The organism is Actinomycetota bacterium, assembly GCA_030018275.1.
Lineage (GTDB): Bacteria > Actinomycetota > Aquicultoria > Subteraquimicrobiales > Subteraquimicrobiaceae > Subteraquimicrobium.
This window is the reverse complement of record JASEGB010000003.1, coordinates 68,197-91,921: the sequence shown is the minus strand read 5'-3', so window position 1 is coordinate 91,921 and position 23,725 is coordinate 68,197. Positions and strand designations below refer to the sequence as shown.

Annotated in this window: 25 protein-coding genes, 1 pseudogene and 1 other annotated feature; of the genes and pseudogenes, 5 read left to right on the top strand and 21 right to left on the bottom strand. The window is 46.7% G+C overall.

Annotated features, from left to right (window positions below; all coding sequences use genetic code 11):
• The 4 genes from QMD66_02035 to QMD66_02020 all read left to right on the top strand — a co-directional run bounded on the left by QMD66_02035 (position 1) and on the right by QMD66_02020 (position 4,614).
• Positions 1 to 831: a menaquinone biosynthesis protein gene (locus tag QMD66_02035; GenBank protein ID MDI6821647.1), complete on the top strand. Its 831-nt coding sequence runs from the start codon at positions 1 to 3 to the stop codon at positions 829 to 831.
• Entirely contained in the window at positions 828 to 1,895 is a 1,068-nt protein-coding gene (mqnC, locus tag QMD66_02030) for a cyclic dehypoxanthinyl futalosine synthase (GenBank protein ID MDI6821646.1), read from the top strand. Before QMD66_02035 ends, mqnC begins: the two co-directional genes overlap by 4 nt.
• 546 nt (positions 1,896 to 2,441) lie before the next feature.
• Positions 2,442 to 3,278: an MTAP family purine nucleoside phosphorylase gene (locus QMD66_02025; protein ID MDI6821645.1), complete on the top strand. Its 837-nt coding sequence runs from the start codon at positions 2,442 to 2,444 to the stop codon at positions 3,276 to 3,278.
• A 25-nt stretch (positions 3,279 to 3,303) separates the two neighbouring features.
• The gene (locus QMD66_02020; GenBank protein ID MDI6821644.1) at positions 3,304 to 4,614 is read left to right on the top strand and encodes an amidohydrolase family protein; all 1,311 of its coding nucleotides are present in this window, start codon (positions 3,304 to 3,306) and stop codon (positions 4,612 to 4,614) included.
• On the opposite strand, the gene QMD66_02015 is transcribed toward QMD66_02020, so the two are convergent.
• From QMD66_02015 to QMD66_01950, 14 genes are all read right to left on the bottom strand, one after another.
• Entirely contained in the window at positions 4,606 to 5,178 is a 573-nt protein-coding gene (locus QMD66_02015; protein ID MDI6821643.1) for a Fe-S-containing hydro-lyase, read from the bottom strand. The two genes, QMD66_02020 and QMD66_02015, sit on opposite strands and share 9 nt — an antisense overlap.
• 36 nt (positions 5,179 to 5,214) lie before the next feature.
• Positions 5,215 to 6,057, bottom strand: coding sequence for a fumarate hydratase (locus QMD66_02010; protein ID MDI6821642.1), 843 nt, complete (start codon positions 6,055 to 6,057; stop codon positions 5,215 to 5,217).
• 34 nt (positions 6,058 to 6,091) lie between these two features.
• Positions 6,092 to 7,057, bottom strand: a complete 966-nt coding sequence (locus tag QMD66_02005) for an acetyl-CoA carboxylase carboxyltransferase subunit alpha (protein MDI6821641.1) — start codon at positions 7,055 to 7,057, stop codon at positions 6,092 to 6,094.
• A 41-nt stretch (positions 7,058 to 7,098) separates the two neighbouring features.
• Positions 7,099 to 7,266 (bottom strand): DUF559 domain-containing protein, encoded by a 168-nt coding sequence (locus QMD66_02000; protein MDI6821640.1) that lies wholly within the window; start codon positions 7,264 to 7,266, stop codon positions 7,099 to 7,101.
• A gap of 49 nt (positions 7,267 to 7,315) precedes the next feature.
• Positions 7,316 to 8,173, bottom strand: coding sequence for an acetyl-CoA carboxylase, carboxyltransferase subunit beta (gene accD / locus QMD66_01995; GenBank protein ID MDI6821639.1), 858 nt, complete (start codon positions 8,171 to 8,173; stop codon positions 7,316 to 7,318).
• 13 nt (positions 8,174 to 8,186) lie between these two features.
• A complete protein-coding gene (gene trpA / locus QMD66_01990) occupies positions 8,187 to 8,981 on the bottom strand; it encodes a tryptophan synthase subunit alpha (GenBank protein MDI6821638.1) in 795 nt (264 codons plus the stop codon).
• Positions 8,974 to 10,173: a tryptophan synthase subunit beta gene (gene trpB / locus QMD66_01985; protein ID MDI6821637.1), complete on the bottom strand. Its 1,200-nt coding sequence runs from the start codon at positions 10,171 to 10,173 to the stop codon at positions 8,974 to 8,976. The genes trpA and trpB overlap by 8 nt, the downstream gene beginning before the upstream one ends.
• 44 nt (positions 10,174 to 10,217) lie before the next feature.
• The gene (locus tag QMD66_01980) at positions 10,218 to 10,847 is read right to left on the bottom strand and encodes a phosphoribosylanthranilate isomerase (GenBank protein ID MDI6821636.1); all 630 of its coding nucleotides are present in this window, start codon (positions 10,845 to 10,847) and stop codon (positions 10,218 to 10,220) included.
• A gap of 166 nt (positions 10,848 to 11,013) precedes the next feature.
• Positions 11,014 to 12,366 carry a TrpB-like pyridoxal phosphate-dependent enzyme gene (locus QMD66_01975; GenBank protein MDI6821635.1) on the bottom strand — a complete coding sequence of 451 codons (1,353 nt, stop codon included), beginning with the start codon at positions 12,364 to 12,366 and terminating at the stop codon, positions 11,014 to 11,016.
• Between the two features lie 97 nt (positions 12,367 to 12,463).
• Positions 12,464 to 13,243: an indole-3-glycerol phosphate synthase TrpC gene (gene trpC, locus QMD66_01970; GenBank protein ID MDI6821634.1), complete on the bottom strand. Its 780-nt coding sequence runs from the start codon at positions 13,241 to 13,243 to the stop codon at positions 12,464 to 12,466.
• 22 nt (positions 13,244 to 13,265) lie between these two features.
• Complete coding sequence (gene trpD / locus QMD66_01965) at positions 13,266 to 14,282, bottom strand: anthranilate phosphoribosyltransferase (GenBank protein ID MDI6821633.1); 1,017 nt, start codon at positions 14,280 to 14,282, stop codon at positions 13,266 to 13,268.
• 136 nt (positions 14,283 to 14,418) lie between these two features.
• On the bottom strand, positions 14,419 to 14,985 hold the full coding sequence (gene pabA, locus QMD66_01960; GenBank protein MDI6821632.1) for an aminodeoxychorismate/anthranilate synthase component II: 567 nt from the start codon (positions 14,983 to 14,985) through the stop codon (positions 14,419 to 14,421).
• Positions 14,966 to 16,480, bottom strand: coding sequence for an anthranilate synthase component I (gene trpE, locus QMD66_01955; protein MDI6821631.1), 1,515 nt, complete (start codon positions 16,478 to 16,480; stop codon positions 14,966 to 14,968). The genes pabA and trpE overlap by 20 nt, the downstream gene beginning before the upstream one ends.
• Before the next feature lie 108 nt (positions 16,481 to 16,588).
• Positions 16,589 to 16,847 (bottom strand) — a binding site (T-box leader).
• Between the two features lie 467 nt (positions 16,848 to 17,314).
• Positions 17,315 to 17,932 (bottom strand): methyltransferase domain-containing protein, encoded by a 618-nt coding sequence (locus QMD66_01950; protein ID MDI6821630.1) that lies wholly within the window; start codon positions 17,930 to 17,932, stop codon positions 17,315 to 17,317.
• On the opposite strand from QMD66_01950, the gene QMD66_01945 reads away from it, so the two are divergent.
• Positions 17,885 to 18,085, top strand: coding sequence for a hypothetical protein (locus QMD66_01945; protein ID MDI6821629.1), 201 nt, complete (start codon positions 17,885 to 17,887; stop codon positions 18,083 to 18,085). The genes QMD66_01950 and QMD66_01945 overlap by 48 nt on opposite strands.
• On the opposite strand, the pseudogene hisI reads toward QMD66_01945, so the two are convergent.
• The 7 genes and pseudogenes from hisI to hisD form a co-directional block, all read right to left on the bottom strand.
• Positions 18,073 to 18,399: pseudogene (hisI, locus tag QMD66_01940) on the bottom strand (phosphoribosyl-AMP cyclohydrolase). The gene QMD66_01945 and the pseudogene hisI overlap by 13 nt on opposite strands.
• Before the next feature lie 137 nt (positions 18,400 to 18,536).
• On the bottom strand, positions 18,537 to 19,307 hold the full coding sequence (hisF, locus tag QMD66_01935) for an imidazole glycerol phosphate synthase subunit HisF (GenBank protein ID MDI6821628.1): 771 nt from the start codon (positions 19,305 to 19,307) through the stop codon (positions 18,537 to 18,539).
• A gap of 5 nt (positions 19,308 to 19,312) precedes the next feature.
• Positions 19,313 to 20,050 (bottom strand): 1-(5-phosphoribosyl)-5-[(5-phosphoribosylamino)methylideneamino]imidazole-4-carboxamide isomerase, encoded by a 738-nt coding sequence (gene hisA / locus QMD66_01930; GenBank protein ID MDI6821627.1) that lies wholly within the window; start codon positions 20,048 to 20,050, stop codon positions 19,313 to 19,315.
• Positions 20,028 to 20,651, bottom strand: coding sequence for an imidazole glycerol phosphate synthase subunit HisH (gene hisH, locus QMD66_01925; protein ID MDI6821626.1), 624 nt, complete (start codon positions 20,649 to 20,651; stop codon positions 20,028 to 20,030). The genes hisA and hisH overlap by 23 nt, the downstream gene beginning before the upstream one ends.
• Positions 20,652 to 20,742: 91 nt before the next feature.
• The gene (gene hisB / locus QMD66_01920) at positions 20,743 to 21,333 is read right to left on the bottom strand and encodes an imidazoleglycerol-phosphate dehydratase HisB (protein ID MDI6821625.1); all 591 of its coding nucleotides are present in this window, start codon (positions 21,331 to 21,333) and stop codon (positions 20,743 to 20,745) included.
• Positions 21,320 to 22,345, bottom strand: a complete 1,026-nt coding sequence (locus QMD66_01915) for a hypothetical protein (protein MDI6821624.1) — start codon at positions 22,343 to 22,345, stop codon at positions 21,320 to 21,322. The genes hisB and QMD66_01915 overlap by 14 nt, the downstream gene beginning before the upstream one ends.
• A complete protein-coding gene (gene hisD, locus QMD66_01910) occupies positions 22,346 to 23,644 on the bottom strand; it encodes a histidinol dehydrogenase (protein MDI6821623.1) in 1,299 nt (432 codons plus the stop codon).
• Positions 23,645 to 23,725: the final 81 nt, after the last annotated feature.

Genomic DNA, 23,725 nt, shown 5'->3' with positions numbered 1-23,725 from the left:
ATGCGACCCCGGCTCGGTCACATTCAATTCCTAAACTGCCTTCCCCTTTACTATGGATTGGTTAAAAATGATGTCTTACTCGACGTGGAACTAATTAAGGGATCACCCAGAGAGCTGACCACAGGGTTGCTCTCCGGCAAGCTAGACATCGCTCCCATCCCCGCCATAGACTACTGCCGTTACCACAAATCGCTTCTCCTTCTACCGAACCTTTCAGTCAGCTCCGATGGAGAGGTAAAGAGCATCCTCTTGGTTAGTAATGTACCTCTTGATGAATTAAATGGTAAAACAGTTGCCTTAACTAATACTTCGGTCACCTCCCAGGCTCTAGTCAAAATACTCCTTCACTATAAGTATCAAGTGACTCCCATCTACATCGAATATCCACCAGATCTTCCTCAAATGATGCGAGAAGCCGATGCCGCCCTGCTCATAGGGGATGATGCCCTTCGCGCACTGTATCAACCAAGTCCGCTTCTGAAGTACGATCTCGGCTCGGAGTGGCTTGACTTCTGTGGGAGGAAGATGGTTTACGCCGTCTGGGCGGTGCATAGAGAATTTGTCAAAACCAAGCCGGAATTGGTGAAGGAAGTGCATCAAGCACTTTACAAATCCCTGGAATATTCCAAAGAGAATCTTGATCAGATCGCCGAATATGCCGCTCGCTGGGAAATATTCCCAGTGGGTTTTCTGAAAAGTTACTTCGCTGCTCTCCACTTCGATTTCTCCCTTCCGTATCAAGAAGGACTTCTATTCTTCCTTCAAAAATCCCAGGAGTTGGGTTTGGTAGATGAGGTGGCTCCGCTAAATTTCACAGGTGATGCGCTGTGAAGGATGTGGATCACGCGCTAGAAAAGACAATTCGAGGAGGTAGATTATCCGTCGATGAGTGTCTCACGCTTTTCGAAGAGGAAAATTTGATCCCACTGGGATTGGCAGCGGATAGGGTGAGAAAGAAATACCATCCCGACAGTATCGTCACTTTCATCATCGGTCGGAATATCAATTACACGAATATTTGTATAACTAAATGTAGGTTCTGTGCCTTCTACCGCGAAAAGGGTCACCCAGAAGCTTACTTATTGACTAAAGATGAGATATTTAAAAAGATTGAAGAAACCCTAGAGTTGGATGGGACAGAGATACTGCTTCAGGGGGGACTTCATCCCGATTTAACCATCGATTATTACACGGATCTGCTCCGAAGCATAAAAGCAAATTTTGATATCCACATTCACTCCTTCTCCCCTCCCGAGATCGTTCACATCTCAAGGATTTCAGGGCTTACCATTGAAGAGACCCTCCAAGAGCTAAAGAATGCAGGGTTAGATTCTCTCCCAGGGGGAGGAGCGGAGATACTAGCCGATGATATCCGTGAACATATCAGCCCAAATAAGATTGGCACGCAAGACTGGCTGAAAGTCATGGAAGTGGCTCATAACTTGAAGATGCCCACCACGGCGACGATGATGTTCGGCAGTGTGGAAACCTTCGAGCATAGATTGAAGCATCTGGAGCAAATCAGAAATCTTCAAGATAAAACGGGTGGCTTCACCGCCTTTATCCCCTGGACATATCAACCAGGTCATACAGCCCTGGGAGGCGAGACTACCGGTGCCTTTGACTATTTAAAAACACTGGCTATATCACGTCTATTCCTGGACAACATTCCCAACATTCAAGCCTCCTGGGTCACCCAGGGAGCAAAAATCGGGCAGGTGGCTTTGGCATTTGGTGCCAATGATTTGGGAAGTACTATGATCGAGGAAAACGTGGTCAGAGCGACGGGAGTTTCTCACAGGATGCCCAAAGGGGAAATGATCAGAGTGATCAAAGATGCGCGCATGATTCCCGCCCAACGCAACACCTTTTATGGCATTTTAAAGATATTTTAAATGACTGAAACATGTTTCCATTCGAGCCAAAATTCTTAAAAATCTAAAAAGGAAAACAGATCCCTCATCTTATTTTCATAGTTGCGCAATTACGGAAATAATAACATTGGTATTTTACAATTTTGATTGCTAGGGGGTAGAAAATGAAACCTCAATTAGAGCAACTGCAGTGGCATTTAAGGCACTTTCCTGTAAAAAGCGTCTTCAGATACTCAAGCTATTGCTCACAGAAGGTGAAATGACTGTTGGAGAAATTAGTGAGAAATTGGAAGCAATTTGCAACCATTTCTCGGAATCTATCTGTTCTTCTAAGGATGGGCTTTGTGACAAGTAGAAATAAGAGAACTTTTGCATATTACTCAATCCGCACAGAATCCATTGATCCTCAGAATATTGCGCTTCTTATGCTAATTAAAAACGCAGTCAAACCAAAGAGGAAAAGCAAAGCACTGGAGCTTTTGTCTGCTGCTATGTTCGAGCCACGTGTGGCAAAATATTTCGAAATCCTTTCTAGAACTGACTAAACTTTTAATTTGGGAGTAGGTCATGGAGAAGATACCAAAGGCGAGTTTTGCCATCATCGGGGGGTCAAGTACATTTTCCATCGATTTCCCGGAAGAAGTCGGTGTTAGTGGAATAGAGATAATCGACTCTAACCTCACCTTTGAAACCCCCTTCGGGGAGAGCTCTCTCTTCAAGCTCTTCACCATCTTAGATAATCAAAATGAGAAAAAACGGGTTCTGACCTGTAAAATGCATGGTTGGAGACCCAAGGTGGATAGAGGTAAGGCCTCCAGTGGAGTATTTTGGGTACTTAAAGAAGCGGGGGTAAAGAAAATCATCGCCGAGGGTGGAGTGGGAAGCATAAACCACCTCCTTAACCCCAGAGATATCATTATCCCCACAGATTTCATCGACTTTACCGGTCGGAAGGGATTAACCGTAGTGGGAGAGCACCTCTTAATCATGCGCCAGCCCATATGTCCTCAGGTACACGCCGCACTGCTCTCCTCCGTCCAAAAATATCACCCAGGAAGGGTCTTCGAGAGGGGGATTTATCTAGTCACCGAAGGTCCTAGATTCGAGAGCCGCGCGGAGGTCTCCATGATGAGGCAGTTCGGTGCGGATGTCGTCGGTCAAAGCCTTTCTCCAGAAGTCTATCTGGCAAGAGATATCGGAGCTTGCTATGCTGGAGTTTACATGGTGGTAAACTACGCTGAAGGGATCGTGAAAGACTGGGAGCATGATAAGCTTAAAGATATCTTCCACGAAGAATCAAAGAAAATTGGTCAGATAGTTCTGGAAGCCCTAAGAAATATAACGGACTCTCAAGAAAAATGCGGATGCATGGAATTTCGAAAACCTACCCTGTTAAAAGATTAGCTTTCGGCTTTCAACGAGATGGGATATGATGCTGCTTACCGCTAAATGGGTTCTGCCGATCACCAGAGAGCCCATCGATGAAGGAGCAGTCTTGATCTCAAAAGATGTGATTAAGGCTGTAGGCTCCAAGGAAGAACTGAAAAAAGTTCACCCAAAAGAACCCCTGATTGATTTCGGACGAGCCATCATCATGCCGGGCCTCGTCAACACTCATACTCATCTTGAATACAGCGCCTTCAGGGGGATCCTCAAGAATTTGTCCTTCTTCCCCTGGATCGTAGAACTGGTTAAGAAGAGCAGAAAGCTTTCCTTGAGTGATTGGAAGGTCTCAGCCCTATTTGGAACTTTGGAGTGCATTAAATCCGGAGTTACCTGCGTGGCCAATATAATAAGCTTTGGACCAGGATTCGAAGTCCTACTCCAATCGGAGCTTCGGGGTCTTGCCTTTCACGAAGTTATAGAAATTGACGATGCAAAGGCTGATCAGAAAATCTCAGAGTCGGAAAAAATCATCCAATATTGGAAAGAAAAATGTGGGAATGGTCTCCTCAACATGGGGATATCTCCCCACGCTACTTACACCGTTGCCCCTCGGGTATTTCAATCTTTAAGCGAATGGGCGCAACATAATGGATTACTCCTTTCAACACACTTGGCGGAATCCAGGGAAGAGTATAGGTTTTTGAAGATGGCTGGTTTAAAACTTTTCTGGCAACCGAGGGGACCGTGTCTGCCCTGCCTACCGGAGGGCAGGCCGACAGGCAGGGTGAGTCCAGTTCGATACTTAGAACAACTGGGTGTTTTGGATAATAATGTCATAGCAGTTCACTGCGTTCATGTTGACAAGGAGGACATCAGTGTCTTAAAGGAAAAGGATGTAGGTATCACTTGCTGTCCCAGGAGCAACGCACGTCTTAAGGTGGGAACCGCTCCTCTATCCGACTTCTTTGAAAGTGATCTCAGAGTGGGCTTTGGCACCGATAGCCTTGCGAGCAATGACGATCTGAACATACTCAGCGAGTTTAAAACAGCTCTCCTCCAACATAAGATTCCTCCACAGCAGTTAGTAAAAATGGCAACCTTGGGAGGAGCTCAGGTTCTTAGGATGGAAAATCAGATTGGTTCCCTAGAGGAAGGCAAGCAAGCGGACATAATCGTAGTTGATTTACCCATCGATCATGATGACATTTACTTAAGCTTGGTTGACGCGGAAAAAGCAAAGGTCATTTTCACCATGGTCGCCGGTAGGGTGTTGTATGAAAGGGATAAGTGCCAAACCCTGGATGAGAAATCGATTTCAGCCCAAATCCAAAAAGTGCAATCGAAATTAAGATGATTTCAGTATCTGATATTTCCTTCTACCTTCTTCGTAGAGATCGCCGCCGTAAATGTCATTCACCACAATTACGGGGAAATCTTCAACTTCAAATTCATGAATGGCTTCCGTTCCCAGATCCTCATAGGCCACCACTTTGCATTTTTTGATGGTTTTACTGATGAGAACGGGGGCTGCAGCACCTCCCAGTGGTGCAAAGTAAATGGCTTTATACTTCTTTAATGCCTCTTTTACCTCCTGGGATCTCTTACCCTTGCCGATCATCCCCTTCAAACCAAGGGCAAGTAACTTTGGAGCGTATGGGTCCATTCGAGAGCTGGTAGTGGGTCCAGCAGTACCAATGATCTGACCTGGTCTTGCGGGAGTAGGACCAACATAGTAAATGACTTGTCCCTCAAGATCGATGGGAAGCTCCCTCCCCTCCCGCAATGAGGAGATTAAACGCCCATGGGCAGCGTCTCTTGCCGTATATATCGCTCCCGTGATTAGGGCCCTGTCACCGATTCTTAAATTTTCAATATCCTCGTCTGAAAGCGGTGGACTAAGCCTTATAGGCTGACACATTTTCCTCCTTCTCCCTCTAGACTTCTCCCTTATCCCTCAAAGAATGGCTCCTTTTCTGCGAGCTGCATAGCAATTAAGATTCACAGCCACTGGAAGACTTGCCATGTGCGTGGGGAAAGTCTCCACGTGAACCGCCAAAGCAGTGATTCTTCCCCCAAAACCCTGAGGACCGATGCCCAAATGATTTATCCTTTCGAGCAGCTCTCTCTCCAGATTCGCCACCTCAATAGAGGGATTTTTTCCCTGCACCTTCCTCAACAAAGCCTTTTTGGCGAGGTATGCTGCCATCTCAAAGGATCCACCTATTCCCACACCCACGATCAAAGGAGGGCAAGAATTGGGTCCCGCGATCTCAACGGTCTCCACCACGAAATCGATGATTCCCTCCACGCCCTCTGCGGGTTTTAGCATGGAAAGGCGGCTCATGTTTTCGCTCCCGCTTCCCTTGGGCATGACTATAATCTTCAATGCATCCCCGGGCACGATTTCCATATGCACAATGGCAGGAGTATTGTCGCCTGTATTCTCCCTTGAAAAACAGGTGTCCTTGACCATTGACTTTCGAAGATAACCCTCCTCATAACCCCGGCGAACTCCTTCATCTATGACCCTATAAATATCACCTTTGATTATGACCTCCTGCCCTAACTCCAAAAATACAATCACGCATCCGGTATCTTGACATAAGGGAATCTTCTCCCGTTCTGCTACTTGCGCATTCTCCAAGATCAAGGAGAGCACTTCCTTGCCCATTGGAGACTCTTCCCGCAGTTTAGCAGTCTTAATGGCTGAAAGAACATCGTCCGGTAGGCTAAAATTGGCTTCTTTACAAAGATACGATATCACATCGGTTATTTTACCTGCTTCGATTTCCCTCATGAATATTCTCCTTCACACACCAGGAGCATCATTTCTATCCCTCTTCAAAAATCCCAGTCTCTCTTAGCCTTTTATAACGCCGTTCGAGTAACTTATTGGGAGAATACGACCTTAGCTCACCGAGGGAGGCAACCAAAATGCTCTTTAGCTCCTTAGCGACAAAGCTTGGATCGCGATGGGCACCTCCCAGTGGTTCCTTCACTATTCCATCGATTATACCCAGCTCTAAGAGGGCATCCGCCGTCAGCTTTAGGGCTTGCGCAGCTTCAGGAGCTTTGGATTCGTCTCGCCACAGTATACTCGCGCAACCCTCAGGAGAAATCACCGAATAATACGCATTCTCCAGCATAAAGATTTTGTCACCCACACCTAAGGCAAGAGCTCCACCACTTCCCCCTTCCCCGATGTTCACCACAATTATGGGTGTAGAAAGCAAGCTCATTTCCATCAAATTATTGGCGATGGCAATGGCTTGCCCCCTCTCCTCCGCCCCAATACCTGGGTAGGCACCAGGTGTGTCGATGAAACACAAAATGGGGATGTTAAATTTCTTCGCTAGTTTCATCAATCTCAAAGCCTTCCTATAACCTTCCGGATGAGGCATACCAAAATTTCGTAACAAATTTTCCTTGGTATCCTTGCCCTTCTGATGACCTATGATCATCACCCTCTGGTGACCTAAAAAGGCGGGTCCACCTATAATTGCGGGGTCATCCCGAAAAAGTCTATCTCCATGGAGTTCAAGGAAATCGGTGAAGATTAAATTGATGTAATCCGATGTTCGGGGGCGATCTGGATGTCTGGCAATTTGTACCTTTTTCCAGGGACTTAATTCAGAATAAACTTTCTTCTTTAACTTCTCGACTTGAGCTTCTAGGTATTCGATTTCCCCCGCTATTTCAGGCTGGGAAGAGAGGGGCGATTGCTTTAACTCCTCTAACTTATTCTCCAGTTCCACTATGGGTCTCTCGAAATCGAGCATGAATCTTCGTCTTGGCATCTCAGCACCTTACGGTCTTAAATTTAGGCTCTTCTCCGTTTTTAGTGGATACTCTTTTTCTCTCCTTTGATGGGAGCATATCTTTTTGTATTTTTAAGAACTTCATTGTCTTCGATATCTTTATCTCTATCTTTTTCTTTTTGATGTTGTCCACCATCGACTTCTACTACAATCCTTTTCTCAAGACAAACAAAATCTACAATTGACAAACAAATGGCGAATTCAGAAAATTTCTTTAAATATATTGTGTCTAGGAAATTATCCTGTGAAGAAATCTAGGAGTTTGGAGATGGTCGATTTTAGTTCACCTCGAACAACGACCATATCGATCATGCCATGCTCAAGCAAGAACTCCGCCGTCTGGAAACCTCGGGGGAGCTTTTGTTTCATGGTTTTTTCGATAACCCTGGGGCCTGCGAATCCGATCAAAGCCCTTGGTTCCGAAATTATTACGTCCCCGAGCATGGCAAAGCTGGCGGCAACCCCTCCAGTGGTGGGATGGGTCAGTATGGCAATATAGGGAACCCTTGCCTCATGAAGGCGGGCGAGGGCTGCGCTGGTCTTAGCCATTTGCGCTAGTGAGAGCATGCCCTCTTGCATTCGAGCTCCCCCGGATGCCGAGACTGTAATCAGAGGAATCCTCTCTTTTTCCGCCTTTTCCACAATCCTTGTGATCTTCTCTCCTACCACAGAACCCATACTTCCCCCGACGAATCGAAAGTCCATGACACCCAAAATGACCTTATGCCCATTGAGTTGACCTTCACCGGTGACTACGGCTTCATCGAGTCCGGTCCTTTCCCTCGCTTGACTCAAGCTTTCCAGGTAAGACTTGGCAGCAACAAATTCAAGGGGATCTTTTGAACAAAGATGAGGATTAAACTCCTTAAAAGTATTTCCGTCAATGAGGAGATTTATTCGCTCCCAGGGAGTTAATGAAAAATGGTAATTGCACTTTGGACAGACCCTGTGATTCCTGAGTAGTTCTCCTTGGAAGATGATCTCGTTGCAAGCAGCACACCTCGACCAAATCCCCTCGGGGATCTCGCGCTTTTCAGAAGATGGATTTATTCCACCATTCTTACCCTTCTTATGGAACCATTCGGAAATGGGCATTATTTCCTCACTTTTACCTCCCTAATGCAGCCAGTATATCTCTCACAAATCCAGTTACGCTGGCTATTTGTTCCCGCTCATCCTTTGCCTTATCTATGAGATCGATGAGCGCGCTTCCTATTATGACACCATCGGCAATTTTCGCAACTTCCCTGGCATGTTCGGGAGAGGAGATCCCAAAACCGATCGCCAATGGCTTGTCGGTCAGCACTCTTACCCGTGAGATAAACTGAGGTAGGGTAATGGATAGAGCTTCTCTTGCTCCAGTAACCCCAGTTAGGGAAACGCAGTAAATGAATCCACAACATGCGGATGCCACTTTCCTAATCCTGTCCTCGGTGCTAGTGGGGGCGAGCAAAAAAATGGTGTCGATGGAATTTGCTTTGGCAACCGAGCACCAAGGATGAGCCTCCTCAGGGGGCAAATCCGGAATAATCACTCCATCGACTCCCACCCCTGCAACGGCTTTTGCAAAGACGTCAAGACCATATTTATAAATCGCATTGTAGTAAGTCATGATGACAAATGGTGTATCAGTTACCCTCCGGATATCTGCGATCATCTCCAGAACTTGCGGTGTCTTTATTCCCTGTGATAACGCTACCACAGATGCCTTTTGAATGGTTGCACCATCGGCAAGCGGATCCGAATAGGGTATCCCGATTTCGATGATATCTCCCCACTCAGCTAACGCCTCTATAATCCTCTTGGATCCATTCAAGGTTGGATAACCAGCCATTGTATAGGGAATTAAAGCAGCTCTTCCTTTCCCTTTAAGTTTTTTAAACCTTTCCTCGATTCTACTCATGAGAATTCACTTGTACTTCGACTCCCAATGCCTGAGCAACCACTTGGACATCTTTGTCGCCTCTACCCGAGAGATTCACCACAATTATCTCATCCTTGGATAGATTTGGGGCGAGTTGTTTAAGATAGGCGATGGCATGGGCTGGTTCTAAGGCGGGGAGAATACCTTCGGTTTCCGAGAGAAGTTGAAATGCTTCTAACGCCTCTTTATCCGTAATAGCAGTGTAGGTAGCAAGACCTTTTTTCTTCAGATAGCTGTGTTCTGGTCCCACCCCCGGATAATCCAACCCAGCGGAGATAGAATGAGCCGGTCTGATTTGTCCATATTGGTCTTGAAGTACATAGCTTAAGGAGCCGTGGAGTATACCCTTCGTCCCCTCGCAAAGAGATGCACCGTGCCTCCGGGTTTTGAGTCCCCGCCCAGCCGCTTCCACTCCGATCAATTTGACCCTGGTCTCAAGAAAGGGATAGAAGATGCCTATGGAGTTACTGCCTCCACCAACACAGGCAACTATATAATCCGGAAGGCGCCCTTCCTTCTCCAATATCTGTTCCTTAGTTTCCATGCCAATCACGGTTTGGAAATCGCGAACCATCATTGGATAGGGATGGGGACCGACAACGGAGCCTATAACATAGTGGGTGGTCTCAACATTGGTTACCCAATCCCTGATGGCTTCATTGATGGCATCCTTTAAGGTCTTGCTACCGCTTGAGACCGGAATCACCTCCGCACCAAGTAATTTCATTCTGAAAACATTGAGGGATTGTCTCTTGACATCCTCTTCGCCCATATACACCTGGCAGGGAATTCCAAACATTGCAGCGGCGGTCGCGGTGGCAACACCGTGTTGACCTGCTCCAGTTTCGGCAATGATTCTGGTCTTACCCATCCTCCTAGCCAAGAGGACCTGCCCGATAGTGTTGTTAATTTTATGTGCACCGGTGTGGCATAGATCCTCCCGCTTTAAATAAATTTTGGCTCCTCCAAAGCGTTGACTCAGTCTCTCGGCGAAATATAAGGGTGTGGGACGTCCTGCATACTCTTTTAAATAGTAGTCAAGCTCTCGCTGAAAATCTTCATCCTCTTTATATTTGTTGTAAGCTTCCTCCAGCTCAGCGAGGGCAGTCATCAATGTCTCTGGAACAAATTTCCCCCCAAACTCGCCGAAATGACCAGTTCTGTCCGGCAACAATTCAAACCATCTCCCTGTTAAAGTTGGTATTACACTACCGACTACTTACTAAGAGACTCCCAACTACGGACATTTTCAAAGAATGCTCTTAATTTATCGGGGTCCTTTTTGCCCGGTTCCTTCTCTACACCACTGCTGACATCGACGGCATAAGGTTTAACCAATCGAATCGCTTCAGCAACGTTATCGGGATTAAGTCCTCCGGAAAGGATGATCGGCTTTCCAAATTCCTTTGCCTTCCTAGCAATCCTCCAATCGAATGTCTTACCCGTTCCCCCACATCTCCCTTCAACGAAGGTATCCAAAAGGAAGGCATCCACTGCTCTGTACCCCGGAAATATATCCAAATCAGAGAATTGCTTAATTCGAAAGGCTTTGATTATCTTCCGTTCAAACTGCATGCAATAACTCGCCGACTCACTTCCATGAAATTGTAGGATATCTAAGCCGCATATGGTAGCAACCGTTTTAACCCAGGTTTCATCTTCGTCGACAAAAATTCCCACCCTACTCACAAAGGGAGGAATGGCTTTTATGATTTCAGCAGCCACTTGAGGCTCAATGCATCGCGGGCTTTCGGCAAAAACGAAACCTAAAGCATCCGCTCCCAGTTTCACCACCAGGAGCGCATCTTCTAAATTGGTTATACCACATATTTTAACTCTAACCATGGATAAAAGTGATTCGAGTGATTCAAGTGAGAAGTGATTCCCCTTGCTGAACGATAAATGTCGTATGTCGAACGCTTAATTTATTTATTCATTCGTCGTTCGACGTTCGACGGATTTTGCTCTTTAACTTCACTCACTATTCACTCCTTCACTTCCTCACTTTGTTTTAGATTTTAGGTAAATGCGCCAGAGCCTCCTCTATCTTTTCCCTTGGATACTCGTAGTCCGCTAACTTGCCTGCAAGATAATCATCATAAGCGGCGAGGTCGAAATACCCATGACCCGTGAAGTTAATGAGGATATTCTCCGACTCACCACTCTTCTTGCACTTAATTGCTTCATCGATGGCTGCTTTGACTGCATGAGCAGTCTCGGGAGCGGGAACTATCCCCTCGGCTTGGGCAAAGGTAACCGCTGCCTCAAATACCGGATTCTGGTGATGGGCTTGAGCTTCTATTATACCTTGATCATAAAGTGCGCACATAAGCGGCGAATCACCATGGTAGCGAAGTCCACCGGCATGTATGGGAGGCGGAACGAAGGTGTGACCCAATGTGTACATCTTCGCTATGGGGGCCAGGTGTGCCGTATCGCCATAGTCGTAGGCGTAAATACCCTTCGTGAGCGTTGGACAGGCGGTGGGTTCAACAGCTACTACTCTTACCTTCTTTCCCTCCAGCTTGTCTTTTACGAAGGGTAGGCAAATTCCACCCAGGCTACTGCCACCGCCGATGCAACCGAAGATGACATCCGGATATTCATCTATTTTTTCAAATTGTTTTTTGCATTCCAACCCTATTATGGTTTGGTGAAGCAGAACGTGATTCAATACGCTCCCCAGCGAATACAAGGCATCATCGTGAGTGCCCGCGTCTTCTACCGCCTCGCTTATGGCTATTCCCAAACTACCGGGACACTCTGGGTCCTTCGCCAGTATCTCTTGCCCACATTGAGTTTTCTCACTGGGACTAGGAATCACTTGAGCTCCCCAGGTCTCCATGAGAACTCTGCGGTAGGGTTTCTGGTGGTAACTCACTTTGACCATGTAAACCGTGCAATCCAGATCCATCAACCTGCAAGCCATGGTTAAAGCACTACCCCATTGTCCAGCTCCGGTTTCAGTGGTCAAACGCTTCACACCCTGTTCCTTGGCATAGTATGCTTGGGCAATAGCAGTGTTAGGCTTGTGACTTCCCGGTGGACTCCAACCCTCATACTTGTAATAGATCTTGGCTGGGGTATCTAGTGCCGCCTCTAGTCTCTTCGCTCTAAAGAGAGGTGTTGGACGATACAATCTGTAGATGTCTATTACTTTTCCAGGTATATCTATCCAGCGCTCCGTGCTCGACTCCTGCTTACTAAGTTCCGCAGCAAACAGGGGTGGTGGGAGAGCAAGACCCGATGGTTCCTTCGTCTGCGGATTCAAATATGGCTCTAATGGCTTTGGTAAATCCGGTAAGATATTGTACCATGCTGTGGGCATCTCTCTTTCACTCAAAATGATTTTCGTTTCTTCCATCTACTTATTCCCCCCTTTTGATGATTTTCGATCAGCGATAAGGGATTAGCAGTTTAATTATTATTTTCTTCAACGCTAACCACTACTCGAACATCGCTCATCGATCTTGGCTGCCCAATAATTCTCTAATCTTCACCGCAATATCATCGCTTCTCATGAGCGCTTCTCCAACTAAAATTGCATTAACCCCCACCTCCTTCAAAAACTCAACGTCTTGTGCCGTATGGATACCGCTTTCACTCACAACGATCTTGTTCTTGGGGATAAACCCAATGAGCTTTGGAGTGACCGAAATATCAACCTTGAAATCGCTGAGGTTTCTATTATTTATACCAATAATTTCCACGTTTGTCTTTAATACCTTCTTTAACTCCTGGCGATTGTGGACCTCCACAATAACATCCAAATCCAGTTTTCGAGCGAGCGAGAGAAGCTTTGATATCTCCTCAATTGAAAGGATATTCGCGATCAAAAGTATGGCGTCGGCACCGCTCGCTCTAGACTCATAAACCTGGAATTCATCTATGATGAAATCCTTACGTAGGATGGGAATCGACGTTTCAGCCCTTATATCTTTCAGATGTTGCAAGCTTCCCTGGAAATGTCGATCGGTTAGCACAGAGATGGCAGCGGCACCATTTCCCTCGCAAACCCGAGCAATTCCCGCCGGATTGAAATCTTCTCTAATTACACCAGCCGATGGAGATGCCCTTTTCACCTCCGCGATGAAACTTAGACCCGGTTTCTTAAGAGCGGCCTTAAAATCCCTCGTAGGAGGCAAGGAAGATATCCGCTCCCGTAAGGTCTCAAGACCTATATTCTTTTTTCTCTGTTCTATCTCACATCTCTTATCCCTAATTATCTCGTTTAGAATCATAACAGCACACCAAATAAGTCCCTCATCCCTTCATTTTGTTGGTGAATTCCATGAGTTTTTCGAGTTTTTCGAGAGCCGCTCCGCTATCGATTGATTCAGCGGCGAGTTTCAAACCCTTCCCAAGATCTTTAGCCTTGTCCGCTGCAACCAAAGCCGCCGCAGCATTTAGAAGCACGATGTCCCTTCGGGGTCCTCTTTCACCCGATAAGATGCTTCTCATAATTTGAGCATTTTGCTTAACGGTTCCGCCCCTGAGGTCATCGACTTTTACCCTGGGCAAATCGAATTGCTCGGGGGTTATCCTGTAATTCTTTACCTTTCCATCTACGAGCTCTGAGATGCAACTCTCGCCGGTATTGGTTAACTCATCCAGCCCGTCACCGTGAACTACGAGGGCATGCGTTACCCCCAAATTTCCGAGTACCTTAGCCAGCATAGGAGCGAGGGAGGGATCATAAACCCCTAAAATCTGAGCCGAAGCAAAGGCGGGATTGGTGAGGGGACCCAGGATATTAAAGACCGTTCTAATACCGATATTTCGTCTGACGGGAGTGGCGTATTTCATCGCCGGATGAAGCAGGGGGGCAAACAAAAAACCTATCCCAACCTCATCGATACAAGCTTCGACCACCTTGGGAGACAAATCGATCTTTACACCGAGAGCCTCTAGAACATCCGCGCTCCCACAGCGACTGGAAACGGAACGATTTCCATGCTTGGCGATGTGTACACCGGCTCCCGAAGCCACAAAGGCAGTGACCGTGGAGATGTTAAAGGTATGTGAAACATCTCCCCCCGTCCCGCAAGTATCCGCCAAATCCGCCACTTTTGGACTGATCCGAATGGCATGAGCCCTCATCACCTTGGCAAATTCTGAGATCTCGTCGACGGTCTCTCCCTTCATCCGAAGAGCGGTGAGGAAGGAGGCAATTTGAGCTTCGGTTGCCTTACCGCTCATTATCTCCTCCATCACCGATGCTGCCTCCTCCGAGGTTAAATCCTTTTGCTCAACTACTTTTCTAATGGCCTCAACGATCACAAGTTACACCTCCTCTCCCTTTAACCTTAATTCGTTCACCGTTGACCATTCACCGTTCATTGACCCTCGTCCCTCGACCCCTGACTCTTGACCCAGAACCTTGAACCTAGAACCCAGAACTTTAACCGGGACCCTTTCAACCAATGTCCAAAAAATTCTTCAAAATTTTCTTACCCTCCGCCGTCAAAATGGACTCTGGGTGGAACTGTACCCCCTCGATTGGAGACTTCTTGTGTCTAATTCCCATGATGATCCGATCCTTCGTCTCCGCAGATATCTCAAAACAATCGGGGAGGGTAACTCTTTCCACTATCAGGGAATGATATCTGGTAGCAACGAAGGGATTTTCGATTTCTCGGTATATGGTCTTTCCATCGTGATAAATTAGGGAAGTTTTCCCGTGAACTGGAACTGGAGCGCGGATAATCCTTCCCCCAAATACCTGAGCAATGGATTGATGTCCCAAACAAACCCCCAAGATGGGAATTTTCCCAGCAAAATATTTCACCACATTCATGGAAATGCCTGCCTCATTTGGGGTACATGGACCTGGGGAGATCACGATGTGTGTGGGGTTTAATTTTTCAATCTCAGAGACGGAGATTTTATCATTGCGGAAAACACGGAGGTCCGCCCCAAGCTCCCCCAAGTATTGAACCAGATTATATGTAAATGAGTCATAGTTATCTATCATTAGTATCATTTGTAGCTCCCAAACTATTCTCCGCCATATGAACCGCTGAAAGGAGTGCCTGAGCTTTATTCACGGATTCCTGAAATTCCCTCTCGGGGACAGAATCGTAAACGATCCCCGCTCCAGCTTGTACATATGCTTTATTTCCCACAACAATGATCGTCCTTATAGTTATGCACGAATCCAAATTTCCAGAATAACTGAAGTATCCTACAGCTCCCGCATACGGACCCCTCAAAGTCGGTTCAAGCTCATCGATGATTTCCATAGCCCTTATTTTGGGAGCACCCGTGACGGTTCCCGCGGGGAAAGCCGCTCTTAAAACGTCGAAGGCATTTTTATCTTTCCTCAAAGTTCCACCGACGGTGGAGACGATGTGCATTACATGGGAATATCTTTCGATGAACATCAGTTCTTCCACCTTCACACTGCCCGGCTTGCATATCCTGCCCAAATCATTCCGACCCAGATCCACGAGCATGATGTGTTCAGCCCGTTCCTTTTCGTCGCTCAACAGTTCGGTCTCGAGTTTTCTATCCTCCTCATCCGTTTCCCCACGGGGGCGAGTGCCCGCGATGGGACGGGTAATTGCATAGGAGCCTTGGACCTTCACCAAGGGCTCAGGGGATGAGCCAATGAGCTTTAAATCTCCAAATTTCAAGTAATACATGTAGGGTGATGGATTTATCATCCTTAACGCCCGATAAATATCAAAGGGATCAGCCTTAATCTCGGTGGAGAATCTCTGCGATAATACGACTTGAAGAATATCTCCAGCTCTAATATATCCCTTTGCCTCACTCACGGCTTCGATGAAATCCTCCTTTGACATGTTAGATCCCAGGTGAGGATGGGGGATACCTGCTGAGAGATAGGAGTATTCCCGAAGGGGAGTATGAACAACGGGTTGTTTTAGCCTTTCGATTAGATCTTCGACTTTACAAATGGCTTGATCGTAAGCCTCATCGGCTTCGCCATCGATATGGGCGTTGGCTACCACCTTAATTTTGTGCTTTAGATGATCAAAGATGAGAATGGTATCCGTGAAGACAAAGATCATTTCGGGGAGGTGTAAATCATCCTGAGTGGTCCTGGGAATATCTTCGAAGTATCGGATGACATCATAGCCCAGATAGCCCACGGCTCCACCATAAAACGGTGGGGGCTCCTCCATTTGGGCGGGGCGATATTGGGAGAATATCTCTTCAATGATCTTCAGGGGATCGTGAATATTCGATATTTTTGTCAACTTTTGTCCCTGCATGATCTGCAAGTTACCATCGTCGCAGGTGATAATGAGGTAAGGATTATTACCCAAAAAGGAATAACGCCCAAGCCTTTCTCCGCCCTCAACGCTCTCCAAAAGAAAAGCGTTGGTGCTCTCACCCAGCTTCTTAAAAGCCGAAACGGGTGTATCCGTATCGGCGACGATCTCCCGATACACCGGTATCAAATTATACTCCCTTGCCAAACGTTTAAACTCACTTCGACACGGACGATACATATTTCTTCCCCCTCGTCGCCTGAGTATCGTCGCTCGCCGCTCGGATAAATCTTTAGGGTCGAGCATCGAGCCACGAACTGCGACAATTCTAAACAAAAAAGCCTCTCATCGAGGGACGAGAGGCTTTTCTCGCGGTGCCACCCTAATTACCTATAGGTCACTCCACGGGTACAGATAATACCCTCTTTCTTTTAACGGTGAAAGTTTCCGTCATAACCTACTTACAGTCTTGGTCCACACCAACCAAGACCATTTTCGGTTTGCATCTCAGAGGTCCATTCATTTAGAGACTTGCACCGGGTTTCAGCAAATCCCGACTCTCTGTGGCTAAGCCCTCTAAACTACTAGTCCCCATCACCGACTTTATAATATATTTCAATTTTCATAAAGTTTAACATTAATACGTGATTCTTTGCAATATATATTCGCTAAGCATCGAAAAATTCCTTCCATTTTCTTTCGACATGCTGAGAACTCCGAGCCTTCACCAGATCTTAAAACATCTTTAACTCTCTACCGCCATGTTTCTGAATTTTTTCTCAAATACTCCGGCAAAATAATCATAAAACCAACTGATTTTATCGTAATTCTCTTTTGCCTGAGCTTTGGTTCTATGTACTCGTAATATTCTATCATCTGTGAATCCATTCCATCATTTCCTCTAACGGTTAATTTTACAACCGGTTAAAAATATCTAACCATTTGTTCCGAAATTTCCCATATCGTTTCCGGGTTAAACAAAGTTCGCCTGCCGCCCTCTCAGCGGATGAGGCCTAACCTCACGGCTATACTCGCACACCCAACCAATTTCACCGCTCAGAGAGGTAGGCGGCTCTATTCCGTTTCCTGCCTGAGAGATGGCTTGACTGCCGTGAACTTAATGCTCGTCACTTTCCCTTGCACGACAGCAAGATCCTCTTTCGCGGGGGCGGGTGTGAATTCCTCGCCCGGACAACAAGCCATTGCCCCCAGTTCTTCAGGGGTAAGGGTATGACGCGCTACAATCTTAATCTCAGCAAAACCCGCTTGCCTCACCATCTGCAAGTAGTCCTCTTCTATAATAGCCCCTCCCAGACATCCTGCCCAAGTTGACCGAAAGCGCTCTTGCAGCTCAGGATTGATGTTCTCTGTGAGAACAATATCCGAGATGGCGAACCGCCCACCGGGTCTCAGAATACGTAAGGCTTCCTCATACACAGCATCCTTGTCGGGGCACAGGTTGATAACGCAGTTGGAGATCACTACATCCGCGAACCTGTCTGGAAGCTGTGTATTCTCCATAGCCGAGACGCGGAGTTCAATGTTCCTGTCTTGCAAGCCCGCCTCAATCACAGCCTGCTTTGCCCGCTCGATCATTTGACGCGCGAAATCTATTCCGACCACTCTACCTTGTGAGCCGATCTTGTGAGCAGACAGAATAACGTCGATTCCGCCTCCACAGCCGAAATCCACAACCACGTCACCGGGCTGAAGGTTCGCGAAGCCGGTGGGGTTGCCACAACCCCGAGAGAGGTTGAGAGCAATCGGTTCTCACTTCCTTCCAGCCTTAAGGCCATCTCAATTTATATAGCTGAGATTGCAGCTTATTTCTTGAGGGTTCGGTAAAAGCAGGTTCTATTGCCGGTGTGGCAGGCGACTCCGATTTGCTCCACCAAAACCAATAATGTATCCTCATCACAATCGTAGCGGATTTCCTTTACTCTCTGGATATTTCCCGAACTTTCCCCTTTATGCCATAACTCCCGGCGGGAGCGGCTCCAAAACCAGGTCTCGCCACTCTCCAAAGTCTTCTTGAGGGATTCTTCATTCATATAGGCAAGCATCAGCACCTCGCCAGTTTTAAAATCCTGGACTATGGCAGGGATCAATCCTCTCTCATCGAATTTTAACTTTACCTCACTGAGTATATCCTTCTTCACGTGAACTCCTTCCTATACTCAAGCAACACTAGAAACCTCAAATGACAAATTTAAAATGCAAAGATCATTCCCTTTCCTCTGATTCTATTTGCTCCATTACATTATAAAGAAAGGAGAAATTCCTTTGGAGAAATTTTTCACAATCTTACGGGAATTCCATGCTCTTTTAAATATTCTTTAACTTCTTTGATTATTAACTCTCCGTAATGGAAAAGAGAGGCGGCGAGCACGGCATCTGCATTCGCTTCAACGATCACTTCGAGGAAATGCTCCAACTTTCCAGCACCTCCCGAGGCGATGACGGGTATATTAATGGCGCTTGAGACGGCTCGGGTTAGCGCGATATCATACCCATTCTTTGTGCCATCCCTATCCATGCTGGTAAGCAAGATTTCTCCCGCCCCAAGGCTCTCAACCTTCCTTGCCCATTCCACAGCATCCAAACCGGTGGGTGTTCTTCCCCCATTTATGTAAACTTCCCACTTTAAAGTCGGGAGTGAACCGTGAACTCTCTTCGCATCTATGGCAACCACGATGCACTGGCTTCCAAACTTCTTAGAAGCTTCCCTTACAATCTGCGGATTCTTCACCGCAGCGGTATTTAAAGAGACCTTGTCGGCACCAGCAGAAAGAAGATTTCTGATATCCTCCATGGTTCTGATGCCCCCGCCCACCGTATATGGGATGAAAACCTCCTCCGCGGTGCGCCGAGCCACATCCACCATTATCCCTCGCTTCTCATAGGAGGCAGTGATGTCCAGAAAGACCAGTTCATCCGCACCTTCCCTGTCATAGACCGCTGCTAACTCTACGGGATCCCCCGCATCTCTGAGGTTCACAAATTTTACTCCCTTTACCACCCTGCCCTCTTTCACATCCAGGCAAGGAATGATCCGTTTAGTCAGCACTTCCTTCACCTACCGGTAGCACAACCCGCTGCAGCCATCGCTTCTTTAAGAGAAAATGTTCCCTCATATAGGGCTGTACCAACGATGACGCCCTCCACTCCTAAAGGCTCCAACCTTTTGAGATTTATGATATCTTCCAAACTGGATACTCCCCCGGAAACGATCAGAGAGATGTCAATCGTTTGAACCATGTCTCGCACAGCGTCAAAATTGATCCCACGCTGTGTTCCATCGGAGAGGATATCCGTGTAAATTAAACGCGAAATGCCAAGCATCTTCAACTCCCGAGCGACCTCCCATGCATCATATTCCGTACTCTCTCTCCAGCCGCTTATGGCTACCTTCCCACTTCGGGCATCGATGGCGGCTACGATTTTAGGTCCAAATTTCAGGCATGCTTCGGCAACAAACTCTGGAGCATTTATAACCGCGGTTCCCAAGACAGCTCTTCGAACTCCCAAATCCAATATCTTTTCCACAGTTTTAATATCTCTTATTCCTCCACCAACTTGGATGGGAATACCCACAGATTTGATGATTTTTTCGATGGCCGGTAAATTTTGAGATTTACCAGAGGCAGCACCGTTAAGATCCACGACATGCAAGAATTGAGCGCCTTCATCCTCCCACCTCTTCGCCATCTCCGCAGGATCTTCGGAATAAACCTTCACGGTTTCAAATCTTCCCTGAAAAAGGCGTACACATTTTCCGCCCAGGATATCAACTGCGGGATAGATGAGCATAAACCATACCTCCAAAATTCTTTAATATTTTTAATCCCAACTTGCTGCTTTTCTCCGGGTGAAATTGAACTGCAAAAATATTATCCTTCCAGATGCTGGAAGTGAACTCGATACCATATTCAGTAGTGGTGCAGACGATATCGCTGTCTTTTGGATCCACATAGTAGGAATGGACGAAATAGAAATAAGAACCATCGGAGATACCTTGAAGGATAGGCGCTTCGCACACCTTTTTTATCCGATTCCACCCCATATGCGGAACTTTAACTTCCGGTGGAAGACGCAAAACTCGACCCTTTATTATACCAAGACCCTTGTGCAAGCCATCCTCCTCACTCTCAGTAAAGAGGAGTTGTAGTCCCAAACAAATACCCAAAAAGGGCTTACTTTGAGAGAGAATTTCCAAAACAGCATCACCTAATCCAGAAGCCCGTAAATTGTGCATGGCATCAGCGAAGGCTCCTACTCCGGGAAGCACCACACCAGAAGATTTGCGAATCACCTCCGGATCGGAGATTATAAAGGCTTCGTACCCAACTTTTTCAAAACCCTTTTGCACACTCCTTAAATTCCCCATTCCATAATCCACTATCACTATCAATTCCATTCACCCTTAAACTGGTTTGCTGGTTTGTTAATTGGCTAGGTTTAATTTTTTAGCTAACCAGCAAATTGGCCAACAGCCAACAGGATTAGAGTTGGCCCTTGGTGGAGGGTACTTCCTCCATTCTCCTGGGGTCGATCGCTGTAGCCATATCCAAAGCTGTGCCCAAGCTCTTGAATATTGCCTCAATGATATGATGGGTGTTCTTACCAAATAAAACCTTGATATGGAGGGTGATGGCAGAGTGGTTCACAAAGGCATGAAAGAATTCATGAATCAGGCTCACATCGAAATTCCCGATGGCTTCCATGGGGAGCTCCACATCGTAGAAAAGACGGGAGCGCCCACTTATATCCAAAGAGGTCAGAACAAGAGCTTCGTCCATGGGAACGATGCTAAAACCAAATCTTCTTATCCCCTTTTTATCCCCCAAACACTGCCGAAATGCTTGACCCAAGCAAATGCCCACATCTTCTATGGTGTGGTGTGCATCGATGTGTAAATTTCCCCTCGCTTCGATGGTCAAATCGAATAGACCATGCTTAGCAAATAGCTCAAGCATGTGGTCGAGGAAGGGTATACCGGTATCGATTTTGGACAAACCCTTCCCATCGATATCCAAGGAAATGTTGATTGAAGTCTCTTTGGTCTCCCTTTTTACCGTGCTAGTTCGCTCCACTTTCCTCCTCCATCTCCTTTGATTTTATAATAAATGATAATACACCATTGGGATTCCTGGCTAGGATATCCACTCCACCTTCAATGTAAATGGGTGCTTCAGATCGCTTGCGAGAAATGATGCAGGAAAGGAATCTCATTTGCGTGTGGATTTTCCCGAAATTACGGACCGTTTGCAGGTCATCCCATGTGTCACCCATATATATTCCCACCCGAGTTTGCATTTTGATCCCTAAGCTTAGAAGAACCTCGGAATTTGGCTTTTTAAGGACACCGCCATCATCGGATAAAACCAGGTGAGATGGAATAAGATCGGCTAAATTGGCTCTCTCCAAGGCTACTACCGTTTCCTTTCCCGTCCTTCCTGTGATCACGGCAACTTTGGGGTAAAAGAATTTTATTTTCTCTCTATCCATAAGAACCCTCTCTTCATTGAGCAATCCTTTTTGTTTAACGAGGGTCGGATTAAAACCGTATAACCTTTGACAATAATCCACCCCTCCGTAATACTCTTGAAAAACCCTTTTTATCACGTCCTTTCGCCAGAGTTCGGTGACCTTGCGTTGCTGTCCCTGGGGTAGAGAGCTAAATATCAACTTTTCTAACGTTTTGAGCCCTCCACCTAAATCTCGAACCTTCTCCGTAAATTCCTCCAGGGATTCGCCCTCCGATCTTAAAAAATCCAAATTTTGGCTCGAAAATTTCTGGGATTTTCCCAGATAAAAGAGAACGACTCCATAGGTTAACTCCCAATCATTGTTAAATCCTCCTGCGAGTTTAAAAAGTTGAGTCTCCTTAGGTCTAATCAGCGTGGAACTGCCCCCCCAATTGAGTATTTTTGAAAAATAATATTGAGTGGTCTTGCTTATGGCGACTCTGAAGGATCGGGATACATCGAGGATTACTCCGTCTATGTCCAGCACCAAACCATCAATTAGAGGTAAGATGCCCATCATCTCTTTTCGCACAAGAAGATGCGGTTGAACCTCCACGAATTTGTGGGAGAATGGCATCTATTCGCTGCCCTCGACTCTTATCTTCACGGACTTTGCATGGCCTTCCAGTCCCTCGGCCTGAGCTAGAACGGTGACGGCCTTCGCGAGCTTTTCCAACCCACTCTTTGTGAAGATGAGCACGCTCGATTTCTTGGCGAAGTCATCCACGCCCAAGGGCGAGGAAAACCGGGCACTTCCTCCAGTGGGAAGGACATGGTTCGGCCCAGCCATATAATCACCCAGCGCCTCGGTGGAATAGGGACCGAGAAAAATGGCTCCGGCGTTCTCGATATCATTTAAAAATTTTAAGGGCTCTTCAACCATTAACTCCAGGTGTTCGGGGGCAATGGCGTTGGCCAATTTTATTCCCATCTCTATATCCGAGACGACAAACACTCTCCCTCGATTCTTTATGGATTCCTCGGCAACCTCCCGCCGCTTCAAGCCAGAAAGTTGTTCATGAACAGCCGAATTAACCCTCTCAGCAAGCTTAAGGGAGGTGGTGATGAGTAAAGCGGTGGCATCCGGTGCGTGCTCTGCCTGACCAAGCATATCAGCGGCTATAAACCTCGGATCAGCCTTTTCATCGGCGAGAATTAACACCTCGCTTGGACCCGCCAACATATCGATGCCAACATGACCCACAACGAGTTTTTTAGCCAGGTTCACATAGATGTTTCCCGGACCTGTGATCTTATCCACCTTCTTTACAGTTTCCGTTCCATAAGCTAAAGCTGCTATAGCTTGAGCTCCTCCCAGTTTGTAAATTTCATCTACGCCCGTTTCCTCCGCTGCTACTAGGGTGAAAGGGTTCATCTTGCCATCGGATCTCGGTGGAACGCACATGGCAATTTCCTTCACCCCAGCCACGCTGGCGGGAATGGCATTCATGAGCACCGTGGAGGGATAGGAAGCTAAACCGCCGGGAATGTAAATTCCAACTCTGGTAATTGGACGAATCAACTGCCCAAGCCAGATGCCCTCTTTCTCAGTTGTAAACCACGAACTCGTCTTCTGTTTCTCATGGAAACCGAGAATGCGCTCTTTGGCAAACCTAATCGCAGCGACAAACTCCTCACCCACGCTCGAGTAAGCCTCATGAATCTCTTCTTTTCTTACCGCCAATCCCATTTCTGTCAAATCGGCTCCATCAAACTCCTTCGTATATTTGAGTAGAGCTCGATCCCCTTCTCTTCGTACATCCTCAAGTATTTGCCGCACCGCCTTTAGAGCAGCCTCGTCTTCCAATACAGGGCGTGCCAGAAATTCCTCGACCTTGGTCTCATCGAATTTCTCGATTTTAATGATTGGCATCATCACTGAACCCCTCAATTGGAATATCTTCCTGTACCTTGGCAAAATTTAAGTTTGCACAGTCATTTTAAATTTTTCTTTGTC

Bases quoted from the DNA above. Each gene is read 5' to 3' on its own strand.
- QMD66_01915 (MDI6821624.1), bottom strand. From the start codon at position 22,345: ATGCCATTCTCCCACAAATTCGTGGAGGTTCAACCGCATCTTCTTGTG.
- hisA (MDI6821627.1), bottom strand. From the start codon at position 20,050: ATGCTCATCTATCCCGCAGTTGATATCCTGGGCGGAAAATGTGTACGC.
- QMD66_01975 (MDI6821635.1), bottom strand. From the start codon at position 12,366: ATGGAAGAAACGAAAATCATTTTGAGTGAAAGAGAGATGCCCACAGCA.
- trpA (MDI6821638.1), bottom strand. From the start codon at position 8,981: ATGAGTAGAATCGAGGAAAGGTTTAAAAAACTTAAAGGGAAAGGAAGA.
- QMD66_02015 (MDI6821643.1), bottom strand. From the start codon at position 5,178: ATGTGTCAGCCTATAAGGCTTAGTCCACCGCTTTCAGACGAGGATATT.
- QMD66_02010 (MDI6821642.1), bottom strand. From the start codon at position 6,057: ATGAGGGAAATCGAAGCAGGTAAAATAACCGATGTGATATCGTATCTT.
- QMD66_02035 (MDI6821647.1), top strand. From the start codon at position 1: ATGCGACCCCGGCTCGGTCACATTCAATTCCTAAACTGCCTTCCCCTT.
- pabA (MDI6821632.1), bottom strand. From the start codon at position 14,985: ATGATACTAATGATAGATAACTATGACTCATTTACATATAATCTGGTT.
- accD (MDI6821639.1), bottom strand. From the start codon at position 8,173: ATGCCCATTTCCGAATGGTTCCATAAGAAGGGTAAGAATGGTGGAATA.
- QMD66_01980 (MDI6821636.1), bottom strand. From the start codon at position 10,847: ATGGTTAGAGTTAAAATATGTGGTATAACCAATTTAGAAGATGCGCTC.
- trpC (MDI6821634.1), bottom strand. From the start codon at position 13,243: ATGATTCTAAACGAGATAATTAGGGATAAGAGATGTGAGATAGAACAG.
- QMD66_02020 (MDI6821644.1), top strand. From the start codon at position 3,304: ATGATGCTGCTTACCGCTAAATGGGTTCTGCCGATCACCAGAGAGCCC.
- QMD66_02005 (MDI6821641.1), bottom strand. From the start codon at position 7,057: ATGCCAAGACGAAGATTCATGCTCGATTTCGAGAGACCCATAGTGGAA.
- QMD66_02025 (MDI6821645.1), top strand. From the start codon at position 2,442: ATGGAGAAGATACCAAAGGCGAGTTTTGCCATCATCGGGGGGTCAAGT.
- trpE (MDI6821631.1), bottom strand. From the start codon at position 16,480: ATGTATCGTCCGTGTCGAAGTGAGTTTAAACGTTTGGCAAGGGAGTAT.
- hisD (MDI6821623.1), bottom strand. From the start codon at position 23,644: ATGATGCCAATCATTAAAATCGAGAAATTCGATGAGACCAAGGTCGAG.